Raw genomic sequence first — 9,256 nt, 5'->3', positions numbered from 1 at the left:
ACGGCTTTTCAAATCGGTTACGAAATCGAATCCATCGGTGGAAACATTAATGCTTATACGAGCAAAAGTTCGACCTGTTTTTATGTTCGGATGATGAGCGAAACCATCGATCGCGGAGTCGATGTCCTTTCCGATCTTATCCTGAATCCGGTTTTCGATCCCGGTGAATTGGCGAAGGAAAAGGACGTCATTATCGAAGAGATCAAGGAGATCGAAGATAATCCGGGCGACATTATTCACGACTATTTTTCCGATCAAATTTTCCCGGAACATCCGTTTGGGCGACCGATTCAAGGAACGATTGAAAATGTTCGCTCTTTTACAGAGAAGCATTTGAATGATTTTATCCGGACGAACTATACAGGAAAAAATTTGGTCGTTGCCGCTTCCGGTAGGATCGAACATCAGAAGTTGGTGGAATTGGTCGAAAAGTATATGAGTTCACTGCCTGCCGGAAATGGAAGGTTGCCCATTCCCGATGTCCTTCCCGTGCGAGAACGGCAGAAGATTTATGCCAAACCGATCAGTCAGGCGCATTTAGTGCTGGGAAAGCGAATTTTTCCCCAGACCGATCCGCGCCGTTACACGCTCGGTTTGCTGAATGTTCTTCTTAGCGGAGGCATGACTTCGCGCCTGTTTAATAACATCCGTGAGAAGTATGGATTTGTATATGAAATCTATTCGTTTTCGGATTTGTTTTTATCGGAAGGCGCATTTGGAATTTACGCCGGCGCCGATACGAAAAAATTGGATAAGGTTCGTTCGATGATTTATCAGGAGTTGGAAAAAGTGGTGAATGAACCGATTCCTGAAGATGAGTTGAAAAAAATCAAACAGCAATCGAAGAGCGGAACCGTTCTTGGTTTGGAGGGCATGCAATCCAGAATGAGCCACATTGCTCGAATGGAAATTCACGAGAAACGGGCTATTGGTGTTGATGAAATTCTGGAAATCATTGACAAAATTAGTGCTCGCGATCTGCAGGAACTGTCGTCGTATATTTATGATAATAAATCCAACTTCATCGAGACGATCATCGTACCGAAAAATGGATATAAACGATATGTTAAAAATCAATCCGATCAATAAAGTTTTTGGAGGTTTTCATGTTATCGAAAATTATTCCTGCTGAGCGTACCGACAAAGTAACTTACGCCATTCGGGATATCGTTATCAAAGCAAAGGAACTCGAGGGAAAAGGGAAGAAAATTCTTTATTTGAATATCGGCGATCCGCCTGTTTATGATTTTGAAACTCCCGAAGTGTTGAGAAAAATCGTGGCCGAAAAAATTCTTCAATCAAAAGTAGGTTCTCGATTGAATGTTTCGACTTACTGTGATTCCATGGGAATTACCGAAGCGCGCGAAGCGGTTGCTCGTCAAGCAGTTATGGAAAAAAGGATAAAGAATATCACTGCGAACGATGTCTTCATTTCCAATGGCGCTTCTGAAGCAATAACGCTTGCAATTGCCGCGTTAGTCAATCCCGGTGACAACATCATGACGCCATCGCCCGGCTATCCGCTTTACAGCGGACAGATTCCGGTTTATCATGGCGAACTCAATCCTTATTTACTTAACGAAGAAACCGGTTGGCAGATCGACTTCGACGAACTCGAACGTCGGGTCAATGCAAGAACCAAAGCGATCGTCGTGATCAATCCAAACAATCCGACCGGCGCGAATTATAGTCTTGAAAGTTTGCTGAATATTATCAATTTCGCGCGAAAACATAATCTGGTTATTTTTGCCGATGAAATTTACGACAAATTGCTACTCGATAACCGCAAACACATTTCGATTGCGTCGCTTAGCGAAGACGTTCCAGTCATTACGTTCGGTGGCTTGAGCAAGAATTATATTATGCCGGGTTGGCGTGTCGGTTGGGCAATTTTTCGCGATCCTGCGAAAGTCATGGTTGATTACCGCGAGGCGATCAATCGATTGCTTCGTGCGCGGCTTTGCGCGCCGCATCCTCAACAGTATGCGATTGCGCCAGCGCTCGAAAGCGGAGATCCGCATTTAGTCGGAGTGAAAGCGAAAATCCAAAAACGCCGGGACATTACTTTTGAAATGTTGAATGCAATTCCTGGAATTTCGTGCGTCAAACCGGAAGCCGCTTTCTATGCTTTTCCGAAAGTCCAGTTGCCAGATGTAATCAGCGACGAGACTTATGTTCTGGAATTATTGGAAGAAACTGGTGTATTAGTGGTTTACGGTAGCGGATTCGGTCAAAAACCGAACACTCACCATTTCCGAATTGTCTTTCTACCCGATGAAGAAACGTTGGTAAAATCTTATAAATTGATTGGTGAATTTACCGAACGTTTTTATCGGAAAAACCACTTCGTTCCGAAATAGGTTGGAGGAGCGGCGACATCGCAGGGAATCGCATATTAGTTTATCACAAGATTGATGAAAAAAAAGAGATCGGAATTTCCTGCATTCCGCCGGAGAAGTTTCGTAAGCAGATTCAATTTTTAACACGGCAAGGTTTTCGGCTCGTAACGCTTTCGGATTTGGAAGGACTTTATGCTGATGATCCGATGGCAATCGCCATTACATTTGACGACGGCTATCAAAATATTTACGAGTATGCCTTTCCGATTTTAGAAGAATTCAGTGCTCCGGCAACAGTTTTTATCATCACGGATTATATCGGAAAATCGAATGATTGGGATTCACATCTGGGGTGGATTCATTTTCGGCATTTGAACTCTGCGGAGATCGTTAAACTGTACGAAAAAGGGTGGGAGATCGGTTCGCATGGAAAATCTCATCGGAGTCTTGTCGGATTGAAAACTGATGAAATCTGGATGGAATTGGCGCATTCCAAAGAAATCCTAGAAAAAAAATTTAGTTGCAGAGTCCGGTATTTCGCTTCGCCGTTTGGTAAGGTCAATCACCGGATCGTTGAAGCGGCAAGACAATACGGATATTCTGGCGTTTGTGGTTTTTATCCTTTCAGATACAAAAAGGGAATTCATAATCAGATGGAACTCGGTCGGATGGCAGTATATTTGACAGATTCGCTTTCTTCTATCGAGGCGAAAGTCCGCAATGGAAAAGGATTTCGTTGGCAGATGATTAAGCAAAACCTGATCAACTTCTGCTCAAATGCGACGCTCGCGGCGAAGGCCCTGAAATAAAAATAATCCTTGACATAATGAATCTTCATGATTATACTACTAAAGTAGTGGTTTAAGTGAAGTGTATAACAGGTCGAAAGTGAACAAGCCTATAAAAAAATTATACTACTCCATCGGTGAGGTCAGCGAAATCACCGGACTGAAACAGTATGTGTTGCGTTACTGGGAGACTGAATTTTCGTCGCTATCGCCATCGAAGAATCGTGCAGGAAATCGCGTTTATCGTGAAAAAGATATAAAGGTCATTCAATATATCAAACATCTCCTTTATGACAAAAAATTCACAATTGAAGGAGCCAAACAAAAATTGAAACAGGTCAAACTTGAGGAGATGGAAATTACTGACGAAGAAAGTTATGAGATTAATGAAGCGTCAGCAATTCAGGATAAAGATTTACCAAAGTTGCTTAGCGAAGTCAAAAAGGGGCTTCAGGAGATTCTGGGCATCCTAGATGATTAGTGAAGAAAGCGGTTTTTTCTTTAGAATTCAATTTGAAAAAGGGTAAATTCCCTTGTCTTTGAAATCGGAGCGTGGCGCAGCCTGGCTAGCGCACCTGAATGGGGTTCAGGGGGTCGGAGGTTCAAATCCTCTCGCTCCGACAAAAGCAGGGTTTTCGCGAAGATTTTTGATACATGAAAACTATTCAATCGGAAATTATCTTTGTTACGATTGTTTTTCAAAAACCTTGTTGTTAGGGTACCGAACTGGAGAATGAATGCCGACGTTTGTGAAATATATTGTAAACAATTACAATCGGGAAGATTTTTCCGAGAATCTAAATCGAATCAAAGATACTGGATTCGACGGCGTTATTATTTCTTCCACGAAATCTATGTCGCTACCTGATTCTGCTAACTGGCGGTCGGATTTTCTTCCGATTTCAAGGATGATAGACATTGCGCGCGGAAAAGGTTTGAAAACAGGTGTTATTCTGGTTTTCTTTCACAGCCCATTACTTTGGAAACAGGAATCCTTTTCTCCGCCGGTTGGTATTTCGGGAGCCGCGTATGTTCCTGACGACTGGTACCATCCGGTTTGTCCAAACAATCCGACAGGTTTGGAATATTTTTACCGTCTGATCGATAAAATGGCGCGCGTTTCCGCTCCGGATTATTTTTATCTGGAACATCTTCGTTTTCCGTTTTTTTGGGAAAAGGAAGAATTGGACATTCAAAACAGAGTTCCGCCATTTTGTTATTGTCCATTTTGTGTGACTGAATTTTCATCGGTTGTGGGAGAGATCATCACTTCACCGCAACAGATCGTCGAAATGATGCCCGAATGGCTTCAGTGGCGATCGACCACTATCTTCAACATGATTGCCGATGCCAAACAGACGCTTGGGAAAAACTCGAAACTCATTATTTCTCTTCCACCGTTGGCGCTGATCGATTTGCCCTTTACGACAGGTCAATTGCCGCTGGCAATTGCTGACGAAGGATGTTTTATTTCTCCATATTTGCATCACAAGCAGAAACAGAAAAACCTAATGTGGGCCGAGGATTTGTTGGATCAATATCGTCTCGAAATCAAGATGAAAAAAATTTTTCCCTGCTTCGAAGCCTCCACACGAAAAGAACTCGATAAATATATATCTTGGGCACGTGAAAATGTATTTCCCGGAGTCATTTTTCACGAATGGTTCAAACTACGCAATAACTTGTAGATTTGATTTCTATCTCTTTCTGAAAAAGCAGAAATTGCTGATTGTTTGGGTATATTGGCAAATGAACAGACGGTATTGTATATTATTCACTGAAGAGTGTTGAATGGGATGCAAAATCTTTCGTAATAGAAAAAGGAATTTGACGTGAAAGAAGAGAAACAAAACATGTTTGTCGTATTCGTATATCCATTTTCGGAATTGTCTGTTTCGGATAAGAAAACCAGTCGATCCGGCGTATTTTCATCCATGCTGGATCTATTCCGATCGGTTCCGGAAAATATCGCCATTGTGCTTGATTTTCAGGTCAAGTCGTTGGATGATTATCTGACAAAATTTCCCGGAGAGAGAAGCAAAATCGCGCAGATGTTAGCTTCGGGCAGGTTGACATTTGGTCCCTGGTATATTTATCCGTGTTCCTGCCTTTCGAGCGGAGAGGCTATCATCCGGAATCTGCTTATCGGAGAAAAAGTCGGGCAACAATACGGCGAAACCTTGAAAATGGGCATAAGTCCACTGACAGGCGGGCTTAATTCACAACTTCCGCAAATTTATTCGGGATTCAATATTGACACGGTTTTAGTTTCAGAGGAAGTGATTCTTCCGTCGATCTCGTCCAATCAGTTTATATGGGAAGGAATGGATGGTTGTAAACTCTTAGCGAGTCGTTATCGGCGGTTCAAATCAAATCAAATTGGGCAATTCCTTTCTGATTATTTTGGGAAGCCGTCTGAAAGTTCGGATACTAAGAGTAAATCTATCAATTCTCAAATGCCTGATTTAATTTTAATAGAACCTGATGAAGCAGAAATTGAGACTGCCGAGTTGGAGAAAAACCTCAAACTTCTCGCAGAAAGCATGTCCGATAATAATATCCAAACCAAACTCCATCGGTATCCGTGGGCAATTAAAGAATCCATAGAGTTGGAAAAATTGCCAGTTAAGCGACGCGAATTGCTTGATGAAGCGACATTTAATCCAAATTCGGGTTATTTCTATCCGGGAAAAGTGCGCCTGCTGGACCTGAATTCTCAGATCGAACATTTAATCCTATATTATATTGAACCGTGGCTTGAGATCGGAAGGCAGTTGAACGCCCCTAAGGTAAACGTCGAAATAGAAACATTATGGCGTAAACTTTTTACGTTACAAAACATGTCTCAGTATATTTCGGAGAACGATATTCAAAAAATAGAGAAGATCAACCGCGATTACGAACAGACGGTTCAGTTGGCTAAAAACACTTATGAGAACGCCATCCAATCCATTCTGAGTCGGGTAGAGATTCATAAAAAAACGGAAGAGGAATTTCTGATTGCCATCGTTAACCCGCTGACTTTTAACCGGTCGGAAATCGCCGAAATCTTTTTTGAAATTCCAGCAGTTAGCGACAAAAAGGCCATCGAAGTCAGCGACCTATCCGGCAGGTCTGTTCCGTGTTTTGTTATCGAGAAGAAAGAGAATTCCGTAACTATGCCCGGCGGCAAACGTAACATTGTACGGAAATATAGATGCGTAATTGACGTAAAAAACTTGCCGGCGATGGGATATAAAATTCTTTCCATACAGCCGGTACTGCATCCTAAGCCGATTCATCAAACGCCCATCAGTTGTGAAACGAATGTGCTTGAAAACGATTTCATGCGAGCCGGGATCAACCCAAACGGAACGGTAACAGTTTTTTCAACGGAAACCGCTTTTAACTATGAAAATATCGGCTATTTCCAATTTATACCGAGGTGCAAAGAACAATCTGTTTCAGGTGTGCGAAGGAAAATAACAACGGAACAACTTCACCCAGTAATTAATCAAATCTATAATAATCACTTATCCGCGGCATATCGGATTGATTATGAGTGGAAACCTGCGGTAGCTGGTTCGCCCAATATAACCCATGGAAATACGATTAAATTTTCAAGTACGATTACGCTCCATCAATCATCGCGATTCCTTTATTATGATGTTCATTTCCAGACTTTTCCGGTGGGGGGTGATTTTCATATTTGTTTTCCGACGAATTTTCCTGTTCAGACAATTTTCAATAACAGCCGGTTTGCTTTTGAATCTCGAAAACTCCGTTCGAATTCTAATTTCGTTGACGAAAAATTTTATGAACGTTCTTTTCCGATGACCAGTCTTGTCGGGCTCTGTAATGAGGAAGGTGGTTTTTCGATTTATGTGAATGGACTGAATCGATATAAAATTGATTCGGTTAGCAAACCAGTTCTGACTATTCCGCTTGTTGCTGATTGTGAAAATTTCGTCGGTGAACGACAAGAAAGTGATAACCTATTAGTAGAGCGAGGATTGAAAATCAAGTTTGCCTTTTTTCCTCACCTTGGGAATCTCGAAAATGGGCAGTATCTTCGCGAAGGAATGTGTTATCATGTTCCATTGACTTGCCATCAGGCAGAAGAATCGTCTGGACCTTTACCAACGAAATGCCAGTTTCTTTCAATCGAGCCTTCGGATTTGGTTTTTAGTGCCTTGAAAGAAAGTGCAAGCGGTGAAGGCATCATACTGAGACTTGCCAATCCAACAGGCAATTCGATTCGTGGCAAGATCGCGTCGTATTTACCGCTTCGTGCGGTTTCACAACTGAATTTGAAAGAACAGGTTATGGGAGCCATTCAGATTGAAAATCCTAACCGGTTTGATATTATCGTCCCGCCGCAAAAAATCGTGACAATCCGGATTGTTTTTAATTTGCGTGAAGTTTCAAACTAATTAACGAATTCAAGCAAAAATTACTAACCTTTTAGATATTCAAATCTTGGGGGAGCGATTTGAAACAAGGATTTTTTGTGCCGGGGACGGATAGGATTTGGAAATAAAAAAAATATATGAGGAAGCCGTAGATAAATCTTGACATATTTTAAAGAACTGCATAAATTGCCGCCGTACTTTGAGAAGCATCGTCAGTTCGTAGCTGAGGTCATTTAAAGGACGAGAGTCGGTCTTCCAGGGAAATGGGACGTGATATGTGAATTTGAAATTTTAAGGAGCAATGAGCAATAGTAAATTGAGACAATTGATTTCGAAATCATGAAAAACGTAAAAATTCAAAGTAATCTTTCTTCCGTTCCTACACATACAAGTTATTCCTATCAAAAATATTTTCGGATAGCGATGGACAATTTGTCCACGATCATGATCTATTAGAATTTTGCTTTTTAAAATTTTATAGTCTTTTTCAAAAGGGAGATGGAAGTGAAAAGAACGTTTACCTTTGCAATTATTTTATGTCTAGTTCTGGTGACGGCGTTGTTTGCCAGCACAACAGGGAAAATTTCCGGTCGGGTTGTTGATATCGGAACAGGTCAACCATTAGGCGGAGTGAACGTGATTATTGAAGGCACGAGTTTGGGCGCCGCATCCGATAGGAATGGGAATTTTGTTATTTTAAACATTGCTCCCGGCACGTATTCGATCAAAGTAATGATGATAGGCTATGCCCCATTGACATTGACCGATGTTCGCGTTTATATCGATTTGACGACTCCTTTGGAAGTCGATTTGAAAGTCGAATCCCTGGTTGGCGAAGAAGTCGTTGTCGTCGCTGAGAGAAAAGTGGTGCAACGCGACGTTGCATCCAGCCAAACGAATATTTCAAGGGAACAAATCGACGATTTGCCGGTGACGAGTGTAAACGGCGTTATCGGAATGCAGGCGGGTGTCGAAGGACTAAGCGTCCGAAAAGGCGATTCCGATGAACTGGCAATGATGGTAGATGGTATTTCCCTTAAAGATGACCGTACCGGCAAACCGATTTCGGGCATTCCGCTTAGCTCGGTTCAGGAAATCATGATCACGTCGGGTGGATTCAGCGCGGAGTACAGCGACCTGCAAGCGGGCATCATTAACGTCGTCACTCGTGAAGGCTCATCCGATAAATATACGTTCAACCTAAGCACTCGATATAGTCCAGCGGCTCCGAAGCATTTCGGACTTTCCGTGTTTGACCCCAATTCCTATTATGTGCGTCCATGGTTAGATGAGGATGTATGCTGGACGGGAACGAACAACGGCGCTTGGGATCCTTATATGCAAGCGTCATATCCTGCGTTTCCGGGCGGATGGAATAAGAAAGCACAAGACTTATTGGCAGATAATGATCCGACAAACGACCTAACGCCGACTGCCGTAAAACGGCTATTCGAATGGGAACATCGTCGTCAAGGCGATATTAAAAAAGGCGACTATAACATCGACGCCGGTTTTGGCGGTCCAGTGCCAGTTGTCAGTAAGATGCTGGGGAATTTAAGGTTCTATGCGTCATTTAAGACAGACCGGGATATGTATCTCGTTCCCTTGACGCGTGATGCTTTCAGGGATTATTCCGGGATATTAAAACTGACTTCGGACGTTAATAAAAAAATCAAATTGCAATTCAACTATTTTGCCAAAGAAAGCCGCGCTACATCCAATAGTGAAGTCGGCGGCC

General features: G+C 42.3%; 7 protein-coding genes and 1 tRNA gene. All 8 read left to right on the top strand.

Going from position 1 to position 9,256, the window contains the following annotated elements; translation table 11 throughout:
* A partial coding sequence (locus COT43_07500) for a hypothetical protein (protein PIS28022.1) occupies positions 1–1,089 on the top strand: 1,089 nt, incomplete at its 5' end.
* 17 nt (positions 1,090–1,106) lie between these two features.
* Positions 1,107–2,360, top strand: a complete 1,254-nt coding sequence (locus COT43_07495; GenBank protein PIS28021.1) for an aminotransferase — start codon at positions 1,107–1,109, stop codon at positions 2,358–2,360.
* A gap of 158 nt (positions 2,361–2,518) precedes the next feature.
* Positions 2,519–3,148 carry a hypothetical protein gene (locus tag COT43_07490; GenBank protein PIS28020.1) on the top strand — a complete coding sequence of 210 codons (630 nt, stop codon included), beginning with the start codon at positions 2,519–2,521 and terminating at the stop codon, positions 3,146–3,148.
* A 79-nt stretch (positions 3,149–3,227) separates the two neighbouring features.
* The gene (locus tag COT43_07485) at positions 3,228–3,608 is read left to right on the top strand and encodes a MerR family transcriptional regulator (protein PIS28019.1); all 381 of its coding nucleotides are present in this window, start codon (positions 3,228–3,230) and stop codon (positions 3,606–3,608) included.
* A 65-nt stretch (positions 3,609–3,673) separates the two neighbouring features.
* Positions 3,674–3,751: transfer RNA gene (locus COT43_07480), tRNA-Pro, on the top strand.
* Between the two features lie 113 nt (positions 3,752–3,864).
* Positions 3,865–4,815 (top strand): hypothetical protein, encoded by a 951-nt coding sequence (locus tag COT43_07475; GenBank protein ID PIS28018.1) that lies wholly within the window; start codon positions 3,865–3,867, stop codon positions 4,813–4,815.
* Between the two features lie 144 nt (positions 4,816–4,959).
* Positions 4,960–7,539 carry a hypothetical protein gene (locus tag COT43_07470; GenBank protein ID PIS28017.1) on the top strand — a complete coding sequence of 860 codons (2,580 nt, stop codon included), beginning with the start codon at positions 4,960–4,962 and terminating at the stop codon, positions 7,537–7,539.
* Between the two features lie 477 nt (positions 7,540–8,016).
* Positions 8,017–9,256: TonB-dependent receptor (locus COT43_07465; GenBank protein PIS28016.1), on the top strand; the 1,240-nt coding region annotated here is incomplete at its 3' end.

It is taken from the genome of Candidatus Marinimicrobia bacterium CG08_land_8_20_14_0_20_45_22 (genome assembly GCA_002774355.1).
GTDB lineage: Bacteria > Fidelibacterota > UBA2242 > UBA2242 > UBA2242 > 0-14-0-20-45-22.
This window is presented reverse-complemented; position numbering and strand designations above follow the sequence as displayed.